Source organism: Tengunoibacter tsumagoiensis (assembly GCF_003967535.1).
GTDB lineage: Bacteria > Chloroflexota > Ktedonobacteria > Ktedonobacterales > Ktedonobacteraceae > Tengunoibacter > Tengunoibacter tsumagoiensis.
Map to the genome: position 1 here is coordinate 3606562 of NZ_BIFR01000001.1, position 20018 is coordinate 3626579.

At 50.2% G+C, this 20018-nt stretch carries 19 protein-coding genes; 15 read left to right on the forward strand and 4 right to left on the reverse strand.

The genetic code is table 11. The features are described from left to right. The first annotated feature begins 1 nt into the window (after position 1). From EL628_RS14145 to EL628_RS14155, 3 genes are all read left to right on the forward strand, one after another. Positions 2-1144: a mannosyltransferase family protein gene (locus tag EL628_RS14145; protein WP_126580581.1), complete on the forward strand. Its 1143-nt coding sequence runs from the start codon at positions 2-4 to the stop codon at positions 1142-1144. Between the two features lie 93 nt (positions 1145-1237). Next, entirely contained in the window at positions 1238-2380 is a 1143-nt protein-coding gene (locus EL628_RS14150) for a mannosyltransferase family protein (RefSeq protein WP_126580582.1), read from the forward strand. A gap of 23 nt (positions 2381-2403) precedes the next feature. Then, on the forward strand, positions 2404-4110 hold the full coding sequence (locus EL628_RS14155) for an MptA/MptB family glycosyltransferase (RefSeq protein ID WP_126580583.1): 1707 nt from the start codon (positions 2404-2406) through the stop codon (positions 4108-4110). 3 nt (positions 4111-4113) lie between these two features. Here EL628_RS14155 and EL628_RS14160 read toward each other — a convergent pair whose 3' ends face one another. Next, positions 4114-5484 carry a glycosyltransferase 87 family protein gene (locus tag EL628_RS14160; RefSeq protein WP_126580584.1) on the reverse strand — a complete coding sequence of 457 codons (1371 nt, stop codon included), beginning with the start codon at positions 5482-5484 and terminating at the stop codon, positions 4114-4116. A gap of 201 nt (positions 5485-5685) precedes the next feature. On the opposite strand from EL628_RS14160, the gene EL628_RS14165 reads away from it, so the two are divergent. Together EL628_RS14165 and EL628_RS14170 are read left to right on the forward strand one after the other, a co-directional pair. Next, a complete protein-coding gene (locus tag EL628_RS14165) occupies positions 5686-6366 on the forward strand; it encodes a DedA family protein (RefSeq protein WP_126580585.1) in 681 nt (226 codons plus the stop codon). Between the two features lie 123 nt (positions 6367-6489). Beyond that, on the forward strand, positions 6490-8415 hold the full coding sequence (locus tag EL628_RS14170) for an FHA domain-containing serine/threonine-protein kinase (RefSeq protein ID WP_126580586.1): 1926 nt from the start codon (positions 6490-6492) through the stop codon (positions 8413-8415). A gap of 244 nt (positions 8416-8659) precedes the next feature. Here EL628_RS14170 and galK read toward each other — a convergent pair whose 3' ends face one another. The 3 genes from galK to EL628_RS14185 all read right to left on the reverse strand — a co-directional run bounded on the left by galK (position 8660) and on the right by EL628_RS14185 (position 11544). Next, complete coding sequence (gene galK, locus EL628_RS14175; protein ID WP_126580587.1) at positions 8660-9934, reverse strand: galactokinase; 1275 nt, start codon at positions 9932-9934, stop codon at positions 8660-8662. Further along, positions 9934-10842: a galactose-1-phosphate uridylyltransferase gene (galT, locus tag EL628_RS14180; RefSeq protein ID WP_126580588.1), complete on the reverse strand. Its 909-nt coding sequence runs from the start codon at positions 10840-10842 to the stop codon at positions 9934-9936. The genes galK and galT overlap by 1 nt, the downstream gene beginning before the upstream one ends. A gap of 153 nt (positions 10843-10995) precedes the next feature. Then, positions 10996-11544, reverse strand: coding sequence for a hypothetical protein (locus EL628_RS14185; protein WP_126580589.1), 549 nt, complete (start codon positions 11542-11544; stop codon positions 10996-10998). A gap of 165 nt (positions 11545-11709) precedes the next feature. Between EL628_RS14185 and EL628_RS14190 the strand changes: the two genes are divergently transcribed. From EL628_RS14190 to EL628_RS14235, 10 genes are all read left to right on the forward strand, one after another. Next, positions 11710-12009 (forward strand): hypothetical protein, encoded by a 300-nt coding sequence (locus EL628_RS14190; protein ID WP_126580590.1) that lies wholly within the window; start codon positions 11710-11712, stop codon positions 12007-12009. 114 nt (positions 12010-12123) lie between these two features. Beyond that, positions 12124-12915, forward strand: a complete 792-nt coding sequence (locus EL628_RS14195) for a class I SAM-dependent methyltransferase (RefSeq protein WP_161975505.1) — start codon at positions 12124-12126, stop codon at positions 12913-12915. A 313-nt stretch (positions 12916-13228) separates the two neighbouring features. After that, positions 13229-13519 carry a hypothetical protein gene (locus EL628_RS14200; RefSeq protein WP_126580592.1) on the forward strand — a complete coding sequence of 97 codons (291 nt, stop codon included), beginning with the start codon at positions 13229-13231 and terminating at the stop codon, positions 13517-13519. Positions 13520-13525: 6 nt separating this feature from the next. After that, positions 13526-14506, forward strand: coding sequence for an A/G-specific adenine glycosylase (locus tag EL628_RS14205; RefSeq protein ID WP_126580593.1), 981 nt, complete (start codon positions 13526-13528; stop codon positions 14504-14506). Between the two features lie 72 nt (positions 14507-14578). Beyond that, entirely contained in the window at positions 14579-15403 is an 825-nt protein-coding gene (locus tag EL628_RS14210) for a PIG-L deacetylase family protein (RefSeq protein WP_161975506.1), read from the forward strand. 175 nt (positions 15404-15578) lie between these two features. Further along, the gene (locus tag EL628_RS14215; protein WP_126580595.1) at positions 15579-17432 is read left to right on the forward strand and encodes a protein kinase domain-containing protein; all 1854 of its coding nucleotides are present in this window, start codon (positions 15579-15581) and stop codon (positions 17430-17432) included. 80 nt (positions 17433-17512) lie between these two features. Next, on the forward strand, positions 17513-18073 hold the full coding sequence (gene folK / locus EL628_RS14220; RefSeq protein ID WP_126580596.1) for a 2-amino-4-hydroxy-6-hydroxymethyldihydropteridine diphosphokinase: 561 nt from the start codon (positions 17513-17515) through the stop codon (positions 18071-18073). Between the two features lie 335 nt (positions 18074-18408). Beyond that, a complete protein-coding gene (gene rsfS, locus EL628_RS14225; protein WP_245994095.1) occupies positions 18409-18768 on the forward strand; it encodes a ribosome silencing factor in 360 nt (119 codons plus the stop codon). A gap of 21 nt (positions 18769-18789) precedes the next feature. After that, a complete protein-coding gene (locus EL628_RS14230) occupies positions 18790-18972 on the forward strand; it encodes a hypothetical protein (protein WP_126580598.1) in 183 nt (60 codons plus the stop codon). Between the two features lie 97 nt (positions 18973-19069). Further along, positions 19070-19984, forward strand: coding sequence for a lamin tail domain-containing protein (locus tag EL628_RS14235; RefSeq protein WP_126580599.1), 915 nt, complete (start codon positions 19070-19072; stop codon positions 19982-19984). Positions 19985-20018: the final 34 nt, after the last annotated feature.

Below are 20018 nucleotides of genomic sequence, written 5' to 3' on the forward strand. Positions count from 1 at the left end.
AATGATAAAAAAGGTACCCTGGGGCCATATTCTCTGGCTCTTTGTCTTGACAAGGCTTTTTCTCGTTGCAATAACCTATATTGCCTATATTTTATTTACCGCTCCCAAATATAGTAGCACCCCCGTGGATGTGGTTGCACTCTTCACAACCTGGAACCATTGGGATGCCGCGAATTATACACGCATTGCTGAATATGGCTACTTGCCGTTCGATATTGCTTTCTTTCCGCTCTACCCGTTCCTGATTGCAGCGTTTAGCCATCTCCTGGGAAGCTGGAGCTATATTCTCGTCGGTACTATTATAAGTAATCTGGCCTTGCTGGGGACGCTCTGTTTTCTCTATCTTCTGACTACCGAACATTTTGGCACCGAGATTGCGAAACGTACGCTGCTCTACCTCTGTCTGTTTCCAACGGCTTTTTTCTTCTTTGCCCCTTACAATGAGTCGCTCTATCTCTTCTTTTGTACAGGCTGCTTCTATGCATTGCGCCGCGAGCGCTGGTGGTGGGCAGGGATCTTTGGCTTCTTTGCGGCCTTAACCCGTAATGTGGGAATCCTGTTGCTGCTTCCTTATTTTTATGAGCTCTGGCCCCGACGTGCAGAGGTACTGGCTACGGCCAAAGGCTTTATCCATAGAACATTTCCTATGCTTCTGATCCCTCTGGGGACTGGAGTCTTTGCGCTCTATTGCTGGCGTGTTTTTGGGAGTCCATTGGCCTTTGTGACGGTGCAGGCCCATGCTGGACGACATCTGGCCTGGCCCTGGGTGGGTGTAGGACGTTCTCTGCAATCGCTGTTCTTCCTTCAACCATTTGGCTCTTCGAATCAGGCTCATATTCTGCTCAATCTGGCGGCCACGCTCGGGTTCATAGTATTGCTTATCGTTGGGCAACGCTCCTTGCCCAGGGTCTATACGCTCTGGATGGCGGTTTTCATGGTGTATATCTTGCTTTATCCTGCTTTGGAGAAGCCTGATCCCTTACTCTCTAATCAACGCTTTGTGCTTGAGATGTTTCCTGCTTTTATGACCCTGGCTCTGGTGGGCAAACGCTATCCACGCGTTCACAATAGCCTGATGGCACTCTTTCCAGGTCTGTTAGCCATTTTGAGTATTATGTTCCTGCTCAATCGCTGGATGGTGTAGCCGAGAACGGCTCTTGTTTCAGCTTGACTTTCCTTGCTGTGCTCGCTAGAATACTGACCATTGGCACCAGAATTTGTGTAAAGAGGATTTTTTATGAAACGTGCTCCTGTATGGGATATCTTCGGTCTGTTTTTTGTTACGCGTCTGCTCCTCATTCTGGTGACATACTTTGGATATATTATCCTGACTCAGGATAAGTATGGTACTACGATGGTGCCCATACAGACACTGTTTGGGGCCTGGAACCATTGGGATGCCCTGATCTATCTGCGTATTGCTCACTCGGGCTATCAACCACCTTACGATTTCGCTTTCTTTCCTCTGTTCCCAACGCTTATCTCTCCTTTTGCTCATCTCCTGGGAGACAACAGTTACCTGATCATTGGAATGCTTATTAGCAATCTAGCTCTCCTGGGGGCTCTCTTTCTTCTCTATCAATTGGCGATAGAGATGGGAGGGTCGGTGGTCGCCAGACGAACACTGCTCTATCTCTGCATTTTTCCGACAGCGTTCTTTTTCTTTGCTGCTTATACGGAATCTCTCTTCCTACTTCTGACGACTGGAACGTTTCTTGCTCTCCGTCGCGAGCGCTGGTGGATCGCAGGCCTGCTGGGTTTTCTGGCGGCGCTGACACGCAATATAGGGGTTCTGCTTATCCTGCCCTTTCTCTATGAGGTCTGGGTTACGCGCCCACGTGAGCATTTTTCTCGCCAGACAGTTCTGCTTCATCTCTTGCCTATTGTATTTATCCCTCTGGGGACGTTGCTCTACTGCCTCTTCTGCTGGCAGATGACTGGAAACATTCTTGAGTTTGCTACGGTTCAATCACACTGGTCACGAGAGATGGCCTGGCCCTGGGAAGCTATCTGGCAATCGCTCTTTGAGATGTTCTGGAACCAGCCGTTTGGCTCATTTAATCAGGTCCATACGTTGCTTGATTTTAGCGCCACAATTGGCTTCCTTATTCTCGCTGTCCTGGGCTGGAAAAAGGTGAGACGAAGCTATACCATCTGGCTGGCTGTACAGTTGCTCACAATTCTCCTTTCTCCAAGCCTGAATCAACATGATCCAATGATCTCTAACCAACGCTTTGTGTTGGTCATGTTCCCGGCCTTTATTACCATGGCGCTTCTTGGCATCCAACATCCACGCTTCCATCAGGCTCTTGTCTGGATCTTTCCCGGGCTCCTTGCAACATTGAGTTTGATCTTTGTGATGAATCTATGGATGGTCTAAAGTTGGAGGAGTCTCTTGTTCCGATGAAAAATTCTGTTGCATCCGCATCTCAACCATCCTCTTTGCATCGATCACCTGATCGCTCTCTCGGCTACTCACAGTGGACGCTTCTCTTCTTTGTTGTTGCGCTCCTGCTTTGTATTGGCGTGAGTATCGCTCCCCTCAATCGGCTCGCAGGGACGACGGAGCTGCTGGCTCTTCCATTTAATGCTCTCCTGACATGGCCTGGAAGCTGGCTACCTGGCGATCTCCATCTCACAAACGATCGAATAATGTCGATCTCATCCACGAATATGTTGCTCTTTTTGGGGCTTGTGGCAGGTGAATTTGTGCTCTATGGCCTGGGAGCCTGGTGGCTCTCATCACGTATAGCTCTACGTCATTCAAAGCAAATGTTCTGGTGGCTTGTTGGGGCTACCCTCCTGGCCGGGCTACTCTTTATCTTTACTCCTGCGATGATCTCTCACGATGCTTATGTCTATGCAGGGTATGGTCGCACTCTGGCGGTCTATCAGGCAAACCCTTATTTTGTGGCTTTGACCGCTTTCCCTCATGATCCCTTTATTCGCTTGGATGATTGGAAAGATGCTCCTTCAGCCTATGGTCCGCTCTGGCTGCTTATCTGCACGCTCAGTGCCTACCTCTGTGGAGAGCATGCTGTTCTCTATGTCCTCTTTTATCGGACGCTCGGATTGGCCGCCCATCTCCTCAATCTTCTCATTATTGCTCACACGCTTAAACTGATGGGGCGCTCTCCACGAACTATTCTGCTGGGCGTCTGGCTCTATGCGCTGAACCCGTTAGTGCTTCAAGAGAGCAGTTTAGGTGGGCACAACGATACCTTTCTCGCGACGTGCATCTTAGCAGGGATCTGGCTCAGTGTTCGGATTGAACAACAGGGCACTTTTCTGAGGTGGCGTGGCTATCTTGCGCCGCTACTAGCTTTTACGTTTGCGCTATTGATCAAGTTTACTGCTGCCCCTCTGATAGCGCTATTCCTGCTCTTACTTGCCATTCGGAGCCTTCAACAGGATAGAAAAGAGCTTTCATTCACGGATCTGCTCCGTCGCTCAGGAATGACCACTCTTCGACGGCTCATGCTTGCAGGACTGGTAATTGGTGGGAGTATTCTTCTGTTCTATGGACCATTCTGGACAGGCCATTCGCTGGCTGAGATCCTGGCAAGCTTTACGTCTCCTCCTTCAGCCAACCAGGCCTATGGCTCAATTCTCCATGCCATTATTAAGCAGGTAAATACCTACGGTCTGCCTCAAGTTGGTTGGCAGGCAGAGCTCCTGACACTATTTGGCAGCCATAAACTCTGGCAGAATATCAATACGTTAACAATGGTCGTGCTCATCCTGGTGGCCGCAGTCTGGCTCTGGCGCACTCCGACAGTGCGAACGATGCTGCTCTCGGCATTAAGCATGCTAGGAGCTCTTCTGGTTATAACGCCCTGGTTCTTTCCCTGGTATGTTATCTGGCTTATCTGTCTGGTCCCTTTCTGTCTTCCTTTGAGCCAGAACCGTCTGGATCGGGCGCTACTGGTGGCGGCTCTGGTCTTCTCTGCATCCGCACACTGTATCTATCTTTTCGCTAAAGGGTATCCACCGGCTGGTACCTGGATCGGCTGGACGGCCATCACAACGATTGGCCCTCCTTTGCTGGCATTGGTGATAGGGCTGTGGTGGCCTCGCACGCATCAGGAGAGAGCTTCATTTGAGGTCTAACAATTACGGCTCTGGTACAATCCTCTTTGGGGCAGAGATCCAGAAAATCATGACGATAAATAGCACTAATAGCAGGTTGCGCACGCTCGACACCGGATAGAAGAGAGGGAGAGAGGGGACAGAGATCAGTGAACGCGTCATCAAGTAAATAAAGGGATAGATCCAGCTCGTCAACGATGCAATCGCGGTCCAGAGGAACAACCACGAGCGCCTGGTTCCACCACTATAGGCAACAAACGGGATCACCCAGAGGAGATACTGCGGACTAAAGACTTTGCTGGTGATCATGATGATCAACAATGTCAACAGACTGGCCAGCGAGAGATCAATAGAACCTCTCCATTGCAACCAATACGTATAGCCCAATCCAAGCAGAAGTAGACAGCTCATACCCAATGAGACCCCTGCCGCCAGTGGACTAACGACATTTAGTGACCCAAAACTGATCTCATGTGAAAGCGCTCCCCATCCGAACAGGCTGACCAGCCAGAGCAAAGAAGCGTTCAACGATTCTACCTGAACTGGTCGATCGCCAAAATAGCTAAAGGGGGCCAGCGTGCCTGCCACGCTCAACAGGAAAGAGATGCAGAGAATGAGCAGGCTCAGGGCACAGAATACACCTGCGGAACGCCAGCGACTCCGCATGTTCCATGGACCATGTAGCTCTCTCTGTTGAGCCAGCACAAAGGGTAACAACAAAAGCACAGGATAGAGCTTGCAAAAGGTTGCCAACGCCAACCAGGCAAAGGCCCAATTCCAGCGCCGCCGTACAGCAAAGAGAAGAGCCAGCAATGTCAGCAGGACAGAGACAATATCAAAACGCCCTCCCACTGTTGACCACCCACCCAGAACGAAATACAGGGCACAGGCAAGGAACGCAGAACGCGAATGCCATCTTCTCAAGAGTAAACAACAACCAGCCGCAAATAATGTCATAACAACGGCAAAGACAACCTGATACCAACCTCCTGATGCCAGTAAGCCCACGGAAAAAGGGATGAGGGTTAGAAGAGGATACTCATAAGGAAGGGTGTGTAAGGGACTCGATGGATCCTGGTTCAGGATAAATTGCAGCATCCATGGCGGGGCACCAGTCTGGCGCAGGCTATGGAGTAGCGTCTCCTGAGTAATAGGTGGCAGGTCCTGGGGCTTTGGGTGTGTCAGAAACGTACATTGTGAATGAGGAAGCGTTTGCAGCTCTGCCTGCCCCTGCCAGAATGCTAGAGCATAACACTGGTAGCGAGCGGCATCGGTATAGGTTTTGAAGAACTGCCAGGAGGCTCCATAAAAAAGGAGGGCACACATACCGCAAAGAAGAACGTAATCCAGAATCGTCCAAAGCTGGCGATGCCCTCTTGCCTTCCAGATCTTCATCTCTCAACATCCTTTCGATATTTCAATGGAGTTTAGACTTACGGGGCACCAGTATAAAGATCCTGGGGAGCGCTGTCACCACAAGTCTTCAGGATATTAGCCATATTTCTCTAGAAAGAGTACTATACATAACCAGGATAAAAATAATTAGACAATTATATCAGATAATTATTGTCATCAATTGAAAAGGAGAATGTTCCCTTGAATGGTATTACTTTCTGGCTTACACGGGCAATGATCAGTCCCCTGGGCGCTATCGATATTTTACAGATCTTACAAAATGCCTTGAACGTTGCAGGCTACCCTGCTGTAGCAGTAGGTGTTATGATTGAAAGCTCGGGCATCCCCTTTCCTGGTGAAACAATGTTGCTCCTGGCGGCTTTCTATGCAGCGACAAACCACCAGCTTTCTATTCCCATTGTGATTGCTTGTGCCGCACTGGGCGCAATTATTGGTGATAATATCGGCTATTACGTTGGTCTTACAGGGGGCAAGGCTCTGGTAAACCGCTATGGCCGCTATATCTTTCTCAAACCAGAACATCTGGTGCGGGCCGAAACGTTTTTTGCCAGGCATGGAGATAAGACCGTGTTTCTAGGGCGCTTTGTCGCCGTACTACGAGCCTGGGCCGCGTTTCTGGCTGGCGTCAATAAGATGCATTGGCGTACATTCTTGATCTATAATGCAGCCGGAGGCATTCTCTGGGCCACAATCTTTGGTCTGTTGGGCTATTATGCTGGAAAGGTCTTTCACGATAACTTTGCTCAAGTCGAGAGGCTGGCCCGGAATGTGACATGGATTAGTGGCACAGTCATTGTTATTGGAGTCATCATCGCCGTTATCTGGTACCAGCTACGCAAAAAAAAGCTTTCCCCCAAATAACGAAGGAAGCTCTTTCTTTTGGTGAGAAGCATACTTACAATCATCTCATATCCAAAAGCTATCCCAAATGGTACAATAGCAGTAATCAGGGTGCAGTCTGAATAAGAAACGAGGAAGAGGTATATGTCAAGCTTGAAAGAAGGTCAGAAATTTGAGCGATATCAGGTGCTCCATGAGTTGGGGAGAAGTATTTCTGGAATCACTTATAAAGCGGATGATACACTTCTTCAGCGCAAGGTGGTCCTAAAACTGCTCAATCCTCAAGCCACGTCGTCAGATGCCGCTCGCCGCCAATTCTTTCGCGATATGCAACGCATCAGCACTATCTCTCATCCCATGTTGACTGCTACCCTCGATTATGGTGATTCCGATGGGCAGCTCTATGTCGTACGTAGAGCTGTAGACTATGGATCGCTCCTTGGTACTGAAGGGCGGCTCTGGTTTCAAACCCCCTTTGATCTGCGCTCGACCTTTACGTATGGCTTTCAACTCGCACAAGTACTTGGACATGCACATCGTTATGGGCAGATTCATGGCTCTCTGACCCTCTCCAATCTACTGATCACACACGATCTTACTTACGAAGCTGCTCCTTACCGATCGCCCTTTTTGCTGGCAGATCCTGGCATCGCTCACATCGTTCGTAGCCACCAGAAACAGAGTGGTCTTCAGCTTCCTTTTACAGCCTCACCTGAACAGCTTCAAGGGCGAGCAACTGCCGCCAGCGATCAATACGCGCTTGCAGCTCTCCTCTACTTCTGGCTCGCTGGTCGCCCTCCATTTTTAGGTTCGCCAGCGGAGATTGCACATCTTAAATTGACACAATCCATTCCAACGCTTGGAACCTACCAACCCGAATTTACGCTGGAGCAGGAGGGGATTCTTCGTCGCGCACTCAGTGTCTACCCAGAAGAACGCTATCCGACCATCCTTGCCTTTGCCGAGACGCTCCTTGCGACCCTCGCAAACAGACCCGCTAGAACGCCTGCAACGCGCTCACCAGAAATAGTTGACCAGCCCATTACGATCTCCGAAAAAACGCCCGATTCTTCCATTCCTGATTCTTCCATTGAGGAGAGGAAACAGGACGAGCCCGATACAGAGGATCTCCCTGGCATCGTTATGCCCGATGAAAACACTCTACCTGTCCCTACAAACGATCCTGATGTGCCCACACATGAGGGCTCGAAGCAGAAACAGACTGACGAGGACGACGTCATTATCAGTGTTTCAGCCATTCAGGAGGACGAGACCATGCCCAATGAACAGGCACTTGAAGAGGCTTTTATCCAAAAAGAAGAGACAGAGACGCTCTTGCAACAAGTAGCCAAACAGCAGTCACGCTTAGATCATCTGCTGAACTCCCTATTACACCCTGAGACTGCTCACAATGACCAGCAAGAGCCTGTGCAGCCCGAACCCACTCCTCAGGTTGAGCCCGATGTTCCACAGCCAGATCCTCATCCAGAGCCGATTCCAGCGCCCCTTCCAGACCCGATCCCTGCTCCAGAAGAGCCTACCGAGCCCGAACCAGCAACGGAGCCACTCCCAACGGAACCGCCAACCATCCCCCCGGCTCCAGATATTCCACAGCCATTACCAGATCCGATCACGCCGACCTTTTTGCTCCAAGAGGGGCCGACCACCGATGAAGTGGAACGTGTCTCGCTGTATGAGGCCAGGCAATCGGCGCAACATGCCTCCCTTGTCATTCGGTCATCGCAGCGAAATGAAGCTCTTACTGTACCATTAGTACAGGCTGAAACGACACTCGGACGCGCTGGCTCAAGCGATATTTTGCTTGAGGGTGAACTGGTCTCGCGTCATCATGCCCTCATTCGCCACGAAGGGGAGCTCTTCCTGATCTATGATCTTCGCAGCACGCATGGGGTGACCGTTAATGAAGAGAAGCTCCCGACAGAGATTGGGTATCCTCTTGAAGATGGCGACAAGATCGATATTGGAGAATACAACATCACGTTCCATCTCGAGGAAGACCCGCTCCAGGCAGCTCCATTGAGCAGCCTTATCTCAACAGAAGTTTCCTAGCTGATCTCTCGCTCGACAGTTACGTGGGCAGATCACTTAAAGATGCACATGTATGCTCTCTTCAATCCATCGCAATAGATGCAACAGAGATTGAGAGAGCACACAATATATAATGGGCAATGAAAGAAGGGAGCGAGCTCGCTCCCTTCCTACTATATAAGAGGATCAAAAGGCTAAAAATATCTGGCTGCGATCAAGTTTCACTGGCTAGAGCGATTCCATCTAGAGCAATAGTTTTTTCTCCCTATCCAACAATGGTATGGCCCGGGCCAGCCGCAGCTCGACAGATATCAATTACAGCTTGACGGCCTGTGCGAGCAGGATATTGCTCTTCGACGGCTGCTCTCAGCGCATCCAGGGCTTCATTACGTACCAGATTGATAGTGCAACCACCAAATCCACCACCCATCATACGCGCTCCCAGGACGCCCGGAACACTCTGCGCGATCTCAACCAGAGCATCCAGTTCATCACAACTGACTTCATATTCATCGCGCAGACCGGCATGACCCTGCCAGAGAATCGCCCCGACAGCCTCGATATCATTCTGCCCCAACAATTCAACAACCTTTAAGACACGCTTGTTCTCAGCGATGACATAACCCGCACGCTTTTGCAGAACTTCGGGGAGCTGATCTTTATGCTGTGCATATTGTTCGGGTGTGATATCACGCAGCTCTTTGATCTGCCTGGCCTGACTATTCTCTGGATCAGCCTGCAAAATGGCTTTCTGTAGAAGCTGTGTCGCTTGCTCACACTGGCTGCGGCGCTCGTTGTAGGCCGATGAGGCCAGCTCTCGACGAACGCTCGTATCAATCACAACCACAGAGACGTTCGGAGCCTCAAAGGGTAGATAGCGATATTCCATCGAACGACAATCCAGCAAAATGGCCTTACCAGGCAGACCTAGAACGGAAGCGGCCTGATCCAGGATACCGCACATGACACCTGAAGCAATCTGCTCCGCACGCTGACAGAGCGCGGCCACTTCTAGATATGTGAGAGTTGTCCCTTTTTCACCAATCGTAAACTTCCCATCAGAGAAGAGCGCAAAGGCCTGTGCGGTAGCAATCTCAAGTGCAGCCGAAGAGCTCATCCCACCTCCCAGTGGGACATCTCCCGCCACCACAGCATCAAACCCTTGTAGCACAATACCAGCACGCACCAGCTCTGTAGCCACGCCAAGGAGGTAGCGAGCCCAACCAGGCAGCTGCTGTCGCTGCTCATCAAAAGACTGAGGCAGCCCCTCGAGCGTAAACTGCGCATATTCGGACGCATGGGTCGACCAGAGCCGCACAAGCTGATCCTTACGCCTGCGTCCACCACAGGAGGCCACACGGTCCACAGCCAATGGTAAGACAAAGCCACCATTGTAGTCGGTATGCTCACCAATCAGATTGACACGACCTGGAGCCCAGGCACCACCCAGAGGGCCTGCATACACTGACTCATCAGAAAATTTGTCGGGGAACAGTGCCAATGCTTCCTTAACAGGAGGTAATAATTCTTGTGTTTGCATTACTTCTCTCTCTTTGCAATTGCTTCACGGAGCTCCTGTGCCTTCTGAATCGGATCAGAATCGTTACTCCACAGTCCCCACAGCGACTCTGAGGAGGCGGCGAACTTCAGCTTGCCAGGGGCACGTCCAATTGCGAGGATCTCGACATGGAAATGGAAACGCTCATCGGCGAGCTGATGAAGACCTAACAGGTAAGGCATCGGGGCCATTGCGCCATCATTTAAAGCATTATACCCCTGAATAACCTCTAATAACATGGCCGAGAGATCACGCAGCTCGGCATCGTCCATCAAGCCGATGTTGGCAACATGACGACGAGGATAGAGATGGGTCTCATAGGGATAGCGCACATAGGGTGGTAAAAAGGCCTGCCAGGTCTCATTTGCCGTCACCTGGTAGTTCCCATCACTTAATTCTTCACGAACACGACAGAATGGACAGCCCTTCCCGGCCTCTGCATCAAGGACGACCGTCTCAAGCTCTTGCTCTAACGTCGGAGGAAGAACAGAGACAGCATAAGCCTGTCCATGAGGATGAAATTGCGTCTGACCAATCGAGGTTCCGCTATTCTCAAAAATCATGACTGCTGGATAGCGAGAGGCCATATCTTGATAGAGATCACGCCAGAGCCTGGTGACTTCAAAGACCTCATCGACTGATAACTGAGTAAACGTGCGATTATGATCCCGATTATAAATAACCACAACCGCTTCTCCAACAGGAGGCTTAAGGGGAGGAAAATCATTGGGGTGAATCCAGACCTGCGTCTCTGGCCCTACCAATCCTTTTGTGATATCTGCACAAAAGGGGCATTCGTTGGTTCCTTCACGCCTATTCATACGATGGGCCGCATTAATCAGATGCTGACGCAAAATAGGGTTCCAGACTAATGGTGTACTATAATCCATATCTTTTTTTACCTACCTGCTTTATAGTAAAATGACAATTGACCATACCACGTCTTCATATCAGGCATCTTCAATGCGCCGATAGCAAGAAGGATAGAGAGTGTAAAAAATAAGAACCACCTGAAGAAGCAGTGCTGGAACATAAAAAGAGGCTTAAAACCTATGCGCGGTCTGGCTTCCCAGCAGGACACATCGTCCCTGCTGTGCCAATGAGGCCAGATGCTCCCCTTTATCAAGACCCTGATCGGAGAAAATCCATTCATCCCAGGTGGCTTTATCGGTAAATAGTGCCCAGGCGACTGGTGCAATAAGCTTTCGCGTAGCACGCATCAAGGCCATCGCATCCTGATAACCAGGCTCTAGCTGCTCTAAAGGCGGCAGATCTGTATCGGCTAAAGCTGCAAAAGTTCGCAGTGACTGCACACGCCCCTTTACGACTTCAGCAACCCAGCCAGTCAGCAATGTCTCGCGCACTTGCTCCTGCCCCTCAATGGACTGTTCACCACTCCAGACCCCCACGAGCAATGTACAATGCGCAGGCAGCCCTTCAAGAAAGGCTGTCAGCACTGGCTTCTGCCAACCGTACCAGGTCGCGCTATCTTCATCCTGCTGTTCCAGGCGTAATACGGCATTTAAGATCGGACGAGCGGTCTCCCACAAGGGTGATTCAACATCAATAACAATAAATTCTTCCGCTAACACGTATCTGGCTCCTTTGATAAAGCAACTTGAAGCAGCCCTTTACCCCTTCTATAGATCCGCCCTCAGTATACTATATCCACGGAAGCCGTGTTATAATTTGGACTGTAACAATTTTCTACCAAATTTTCTACCAAAAGAAGAGTCACAGAGATTCAGAGTACAACCATGCATGATCATCAAATTTTCTCAACGATCCTGCTTATTCTCGGCAGTCTTGGCATCCTGACCTTTCTCTCATTGGCTGCGTTCATTCTCTGGTATTATCGCGAATGCCCCGGTGGAAGCTTCCGCTGGCATCTGCGCAATGCGAGTCTACGGCATGTCTCGGCACTCGCCTGCCTCTTCTGTCTGGCTATGGCCGCTAGCTATCTGGTCTTATTTGAGATCTGGGCCATGCTCTATCTGATTATCGCATTTAAAGCTGGGAGCTGGTGGCTGCGAATCTCTATGACGCAACGGGCCTGAGACTCCCTCAACTCTTCCGAGAAAGTCTGTGGGGAGCGCGTTTATTTAGGCATGGGGATGACAACTGGCTACCTAATCTTTACAGAAAGCGTCATCAGAGCCCCTGGAGAGGCCGTGACAATATTGGAAGAGAACACAAAGCTTGAGGCTACACCACCCTGGTATATCGATTTCTTTGGGCAGGATTATTTGCGGATCTATTCACCTTTTCTCTCCCCTGAGAGAACGAGACAAGAAGTTGAAGGTATCATCTCGCTTCTTGACCTGCCCAAAGGCAGCCGCATCCTTGATCTCTGCTGTGGCGAAGGGCGTCATGCCATTCCGTTAGCCCGACACGGCTATCAGGTCACCGGACAGGATCTCAGCGCACTCTTTCTGGCACATGCGCAACAGGAAGCAGAGACCCACCAGCTTGCCATCCGCTGGCTCCATCAGGATATGCGTACGATTCCATTCCACAAAGAGTTCGACGCCATCATCAATATGTTTAGCTCGTTTGGGTATCTAGAGACCGATGAGGCCAATCAACTCGTGCTTCAACAGATTGCGCAGGCCCTCAAGCCTGGCGGCTTATTTATTATGGAGACCATCTACCAACCTCGTGTCATACGCAATTTTACGCCGCATGGAATCATTCGCTATCCTGATAACCTCATCGTCTTAGAGGAGCGCAAGCTGGATCTGTTACAAAGTAGAAATGACATCCATATCAGTCTGATCTTGCCTGATGGACAACGACGAGAATACAGGCAAAGCATGCGCATCTACACATTGACCGAACTTGTTCAGATGCTCCAGCGCGCTAGCCTCACCCTGCAAGCGGCCTATGGAGACCTGGACGGAGGCCCGCTGACCCTTGATAGCCGTCTGGTCCTGGTCTGCAAAAAAGATCTGTATGATCAATAACCATGAATCAATGCAGCGAGAGTAGACGTTCATGAACGGGTTTCACCACCCCTGCATGAAACCTTTATTTTCAGAAGAGAGTAGCCCGAGTCTCCCATCAAGAAGAAATGAGGAGCAATGATATGTTTACCTTTTTTGTTGATCATTAGACTCCTGGAGCCTCTTCAGGCCTATAGACTCTCACTAGCCAGATACGCTATAATGAGGCAAAGCTACCGAACCCTCCCCGCAATCCTTGCATTCAGGTGGTTCTTTCAGCTATTTCTTTATAGAGAGCTTATTTATCAATCTAAAATAAGGAAGGTACATAACCGTGCCGTGGTGTAGATTTTTTATTCCAAAGATTGCTTCTCCTGACGTTAAACCGGGAGATCCCGATTTAAATGCGAACATTTCCTACGCCAAATGCGTGAAAGGCCATGTTATCAGGGACGCAAATGACTGGGTCCTCTGCGAAAACCTGCCAGCTCCTGATGCAACTTGCTGGCAAGAAGGCGGAAAAACGATCTTTATGTTGACTCCGCGCAATCGGCAAGAGGGGCAAGATAGCCCAATCGAGAATGCTAAACCTGTGGCTACTCCGACGCGCGTCGGAAAAGCTTGAGGTTGTATGGCTAAACAGACACTATCCTCGCCCGTTCCTTCTCTTGCGCCCGAGCACATCTCTCGCGTTAATACCGGCCTGCTTCAATGGTATGCACAAAAACAGAGGGATCTTCCCTGGCGTACGACGAGCGATCCTTATGCTGTTCTGGTGTCTGAGATTATGCTTCAACAGACACAGGTTGATCGGGTGTTACCGAAATATCAGCAGTTTCTGACGGCCTTTCCTACGCTTGAAGCACTGGCCGCTGCACCTACTGCTGATGTGATCTCAGTCTGGGTTCCGCTGGGCTATAATCGGCGAGCCGTCAGCTTACAGTCAATTGCCCAACAGGTTATAAGCCGCTATGCAGGTCGCATTCCTGACACAATTGATGAACTGTTAACCTTGAAAGGAATTGGTCGCTATACCGCTGGCGCTGTTGCCTGCTTTGCCTATCGCAAACAGGTCGCAACGGTCGATACCAATATTCGTCGCGTCTTGCATCGTCTGTTCCTGGGGCTTGAACACCCTGAACCAAAGGTCAACGATGCTCAAATGCTTACGCTTGCAGAGCAGGTTCTTCCTCCGGGAGAGGCCTATCCCTGGAATCAGGCATTGATGGATCTTGGCGCAACTGTCTGTACAAGCAATAATCCACTGTGCATGAACTGCCCTCTCCAGACAGAGTGTATTGCCTATGCAGAGATGAGTCAACACAGTCTTTTCCCTTCGGGTGCAGTCCTGCGGCAATTGCGCAAAGTCGCCGAGAAAAAACCGCGCTATCAGGCACAGCCTTTTACCAGTAGCAATCGCTATTTTCGTGGACGGATCGTGGATCTGCTCCGTTCTCTTCCACCAGAAGAGCGTCTTCCACTTTCTACATTGGGGCCACTTATCAAAGCTGATTTTAGTTCAGCACAGGAGGATTGGCTTCAGAAAATTGTGACGGGCCTGGTTAAGGATGGTCTACTCGATGCGAACGAGGATGGAGTCAAATTGCCCTGACCTGTCTAAATAACTGGTAGGCGTGCTAGAATAGACAGGGCTTTTCTCAGCATGCATTGGAGGAACAAAATAATGCAATTAGCAAGCATTAATGATATTGAGACCAGACATAGACATATCTTTCTCTCTCCCCACTACGATGATGCCGTCTATGCCTGTGGTGGGACGCTCGGGGTACAGGTAAGCTCCGGACTTCGTCCTCTGGTCGTAACTATTTTTGGGGGCAAACCTGGCAACGATCTAAAACTCAGCCCGTTTGCCGAACAGGTTCACATTAGCAATGGTGCAGCCATCGCCGAGGGTCCTGATGCATTGATTGAAACACGGCGCAAAGAAGATGCCGCTGCGCTGGATTATCTGCAATGCGATTATCTCTGGCTCGATTATAAGGATGCCCTCTATCGGGGAACTCCTGCCAATAATCCCTACTATACCAATCGCGATGCCCTCATCGGCGGCGAGGTTCATCCCGGTGACCAGGCAATCGACCAGGATCTGGCCAATACGCTTCTCAGCCTGCGTCAACGTCTACCAGATGCCGTCTGGTATGCACCACTGGGAATTGGCCGCCATGTTGACCACCAGATTGTCAGCTCAGCCTCCGATCGCCTGGTGCAGGATGGAGCAAAGGTCTACTTTTATGAGGATTTCCCTTATGTGACCCTGCAAGGTGCCCGTGAAGCTCGCCTTAAAGAGCTCGGCAACGCATTTGAGCCCACGCTGGTTGAGATCTCTGAACTCCTCTCAGCCCGCCAGGAGGCCGCTGAAATGTATGGGTCACAGATCGTTGCCAACTTTGGCAATCGAGAAGCACTCTTGAAGGCGATCGATTCATACAGCCAGAGTATTCGCCCGGTTGAAACCATCCGTCTGGAACGCTACTGGCTAGCCCGCTAGCATTCTGCAAACAACACAATGAGGAGAGGGTCAGGCCCTCTCCATCCTTTTAGACACAGACGCAACGCCCCAAAAGTAACACGAACAAGAGAAAAGAAGGCTTTAAGGGATATAGTAAAGCGAGGAAGAGGCTCGTTGTCTGATACTGCTCAGATGGAGAAGAGCCCTCTTGAATATGCAGCAGGTCCTAGATCCTGCACAGGAATGTGGTGAGGTAGGAGTGATGAAGGGGATAGAAGGTTCAAAACTAGGACGGTATGAACTACGATGCCGTGTAGCCCAGGGGGGCATGTCTGAAGTCTATCTTGGCTATGATCGCCGCGTCAGACGATGGGTGGCGGTGAAGGTATTATATGGGAGCGATGAGCCATTTGTCCGTCGCTTTGAGCGCGAAGCGCTGGCAATCGGGGCGCTTTCGCACGAAAATATTCTTCCTCTCTATGATTTTGGTGAACAACGACCCTGGTATTATCTCGTTATGCCCTATGTAGAAGGTGGAACACTCCGCGACCATCTCTTTAAACGCGAACGTCTCACGTTGGAAGAGGCTGGGAGCTTTTTAGAACAGATCGCCTCGGCCCTTCAATATGCACATGACCATGGCGTTATCCACCGCGATGTGAAACCATCAAATATTCTTCTACGACCTGATGGTCATGCCTATCTGGCAGATTTTGGCCTGGCAAAGGCCAAAATGGATGCTGAATCGCTGGTCCATTCCGGGGCTCTGGTAGGCACGCCCGAATATATGGCCCCTGAACAATCGGATGGCATCAATGATCATCGCAGCGATATTTATGCTCTCGGTATTATCCTCTATCAACTTTTAACGGGTCGCGTCCCTTTTATGGCCGATACGCCCGTGGCGGTCATGCTCAAACATCTGCAAAGTCCACCACTCTCACCCAGACAACTCAATGCTGAGATTCCTCAGGCAATTGAAGATGTGATGCTCAAAGCGCTTGCGAAGCGTCCTGAAGATCGCTATCAAGATGCACGCTCTTTTGCACAGGCCTATCGCAAAGCATTACATCAGGAGCTGGTCTCTCATCTAGGCATCGCTTCTCGCCCGGCCAACGAACAGGAACGACCAACCATTCATGATGTTGACACGCTGCCCGGCATGGTTGCAACAATCGCGTCTGCATTCGATGAGCTACCAGGCAAGACGCCACTGTTCCCTGTTGGCTATGATACAAGCTTTATTCCCCGGGCTACTGCTGATTATAAAAAGCGATCCTGGTCACACCCACGCACATTGATCTTGCTGGGCTTCGTCTTTCTCCTCATTGGGGCGTCTCTGGGCGTTTTCTTGTTCCACCATACCACGTCCATCCCAAAGTCGACCAGCAAGCCACGCACACCAGATCTCCATACAAAGGTGACAGAGACGTCGATTGCGCACAATGCATTACAGGCAACGATGGCCGCTGAGGCACGTGTCCAGGCCACTGCTGGCATTACCTCGGCTGTCAGCACAGGCCCGCTTCTCTACTATGATGATATGCAGACAAGCGGTGGCGGTTGGATCAACGATGGCAAACAGTGTGCATTCTCTTCCATGGGCTATCAAGTCCGCACGTATCTCCCGCACTCTGTTGCCTGGTGTTATAGTAATCAGGCCAGTTTCTTCGATGTGGCGATCACGGCCCAGGCCGAGCTACTCCAGGGAAACTTCTGTGGGCTTGTTTTTCGGCTCGATCCTCATACAAAGGCTTTTTATGTGTTGGAGCTCAATAGCCTGGGCCAGTATCGCTTTCAACGCGCCCTCGGCAATGATCCCAGCCTATGGCTAACCCTCATTGATTGGACAAGCTCATCAGCGCTCAACACAGGATATGGAGTTATCAATACATTGCTGGTCGTTACCACTAACTCAACATTTCGGTTCTATGTAAACAAACAGCTCATTGTCTCATCCTTTACCGATAGTACTTATCGAGCTGGTTTGCTTGGACTCCTGGTAGGAGAAGATAATGAAAGCAGTACGCAGGCACTCTTCAGTCAGGTGGCCGTCTTTCGCAAATAGTCTGGCAACATACTCTTGCGAAAAGCGAAGGGGCTTGCGGCATTCACGCAAACGGCGATCACGATGATCAAGGAGGAAATATGAGCACTCAGCCATCACCTACCCCCACCAATACAACACAGGGCCAGATAGTCTATCTGGCCCTGGGCTCCAATCAAGGCGATCGAAAAGCGCTTCTCACTCAGGCGCTCTTACGAATACAGCAGACAGTAGCAATCGACGCAATCTCCGCAGTCTATGAAACTGATCCCGTGGGCTATCTGGACCAGCCGCGATTTCTCAATCTCGCCTGCCGTGGTATGACAGAGCTCCCTCCTCTTGAGCTCCTCAAGGCCCTTAAGCTGATAGAAACGGAGCTTGGGCGCATACCAACTTTCCGGAATGCCCCCAGACTGATCGATATCGATATTCTGCTTTATGGCGATCTCAGTATGACGACGGAACAGCTCATTATTCCTCACCCACGAATGTGGGAACGAGCCTTTGTCCTTGCCCCTCTCGTAGAGATTGAGCCCGGGCTTGTCGATCCTCTCACGGGCCGCTCCGCTGAGGAGTGCCTCACAATCCTCTCTCAAAAAGGCATGACCCGTCAGGATCAGTTGATCCTACCGCAGCCGGAAAGCACGCAAGATCTATCATGAGAAGTGGGTCCGCCACTCATCGGTAGAGACTTGCCCGTACTAATCAATTGTGCTACACTGCACACAAAGCATCAGGCGTGCTCGTCAAAAAAGTGAGGTTCTGGTCGCGCTCCTCAAAAATGTTTTTCATTGGCTGGCGCAGCCACAGATATTTCGTCCCAGAGGGTCTTGCAGATACTGCTCAGATTCTCTTTTTCCTCGCTAAAAGAGGGTACCAAAGACTGGTCTGATCATGTTATAATGCGAAGACAACAATTAGAACGGATTGTCTGATACATTTATCATACACATCGCCTTCACTTTCATGAAGTGATGTGTCAATACAGGGAGCATTCGTGGAGGGAGTTCTGCTAGATACAGCTCAATTAGCAAAAGCAGCAGTCGATAGTGCAGCCGATAAAAAGGCATCCGACATTCTTTTGCTCGATATTAGAGATGTCACAGTAATCGCTGATTACTTTGTCATCTGTAGCGGCAATAGCAACCGTCAAATCCAGGCTATCGCTGATGCCATCGCCGAAGACTTAGATGAACAGGGGAGTCCACCCCTTCGCCGAGAAGGGAATGCCGATTCAGGATGGCTGCTACTGGACTTTGGTAGCATTATTGTCCATGTTTTTGGCCCAAAAGAACGCGAATACTATCGACTTGAACGCCTGTGGAATGAAGCAAAGACGGTTGTATACCTACAATAATTATTAGAAAAGGTGACGACGATGACATTTTTTCGGAACCGCATGTTCCTCGAGGGAATTGCTATTGGCGGTATCTGCGGCATCATTATTGGCTCCGTTATCGCTTTTACGCTTGGTGAGAGTAGCATCGAGATCGTACGCCGGGCCTTCAATGAGAAGTTTCCCGAACGCCGAGAGGTGCCTTTCAAATACCTTTCCCAATAAAACAGGAATGTGTTCTTTCCAAAAGATGAAATAAGCACAAGCGCATGGTCATACTCACTCGGGTGGGTATATTGAAGATAATTGAAGAGGTGGTAAGATGCGGGTTCTGGTTGTGTTCTGCACTATCTTCCTGGCTTTCTTGAGTCTGAGTGTGGCCATCTCTCGCGCTTCGAGCCGCGATCCAACAAGTTGTGCCCCCGCTATTCCACCTCCTGTTCAAGCTCCTCTTGTTTCCCCATCTCTCACTGCTGGCTCGGTTGTACTCAATGAGGTGATGCTTAAATCTCAGGCGATGTGGACATGCAATCCAGATACGTCCGCCCCTTCAAATCAATGGATTGAACTCTATAATCCTCACGATCAGGCCCTTGATCTCTATGGAGCACACGCTGCTCTCGATGAAGGTCCAGAGACCGAAACCTTTTATCTCCCATTCTCTTCGGCCATCTCTGCCCATGGCTTTATGGTTATGTTCCTCCCACATTATCTGCCAGCAACAACCTCTACTCTCCGCCTTCTCATGACAGGAATAGTTATTGATCAAGTAACGCTGCCAGATCTTCCCGCAGAAACGTCCTATGCCCGCATCCCCGACGGTAGCACAACCTGGCAAACAACTAGCCAACCAACTATCGATAGCAGCAATACACCACCTCTTATTCAAGCAACGGTCCAGAACACACCCACCCATGCGCGACAAAAAAACATTCATCCAACGCCTGTCCTCAAAACACCTTTGCCCAGAGATACGTCCGCAAGTCAGGGGGGCGAACTCAAAACGAGGCCAGAGCCCACCACTACTGCTCTACCAACAACAGACTGGGGCTCGATGCAGTTTCCTCACCAGACAACCAATCTTCCACCTCCAGTAATACAACACTCTCCTGATCTGACCAGGCAGAGCATTTCTGCTGACAACGGGACGATGCCATTCCGCTTGCTTTTGACGCTTCTCGTTATTCCTTTCCTGGTTGGTGGGGTCTGGCTATGGCGACGCTTTCATCGCAGCTAAAACGTTTTCAATAGTGTATAGTTAGTAGGCAGAC